Source organism: Ciceribacter ferrooxidans, assembly GCF_004137355.1.
In the GTDB taxonomy this organism is placed as follows: domain Bacteria; phylum Pseudomonadota; class Alphaproteobacteria; order Rhizobiales; family Rhizobiaceae; genus Allorhizobium; species Allorhizobium ferrooxidans.
In genome coordinates this window covers 1-261 of the sequence record NZ_SDVB01000148.1, presented here as the reverse complement: position 1 = coordinate 261, position 261 = coordinate 1, and the positions used below count along the sequence as shown (strand labels likewise).

Here is a 261-nt window from a genome sequence, read left to right as displayed (position 1 = left end):
CGTCCGCTACCGCTACACCTTCTATCGCTCGTCCGTGAGCCTGTGGGCGCTCGTGACGACGTATGCCGCGCCGAACGTCGCCGGTACACCGTTCGTGAAGGAGCCGAAATTCACCGCGCTGACTCGTGGTGGCGGATACGTGCGGATGGCCGTCTTCGGCGGCGCGAGCGGCGGAACCTTCCAGAAGGCCGTCACGCTCGGCATGCCCGAAGGAACGGCAGTTCTACAGACCGATCACGCGGCCCTCGAATCTCGCGATCG

The 261-nt window shown here is 65.5% G+C and carries 1 protein-coding gene; it reads left to right on the top strand.

Translation table 11 applies throughout. The features are described 5' to 3' along the window. A partial coding sequence (locus EUU22_RS25185) for a hypothetical protein (RefSeq protein ID WP_165351086.1) occupies positions 1-261 on the top strand: 261 nt, incomplete at both ends.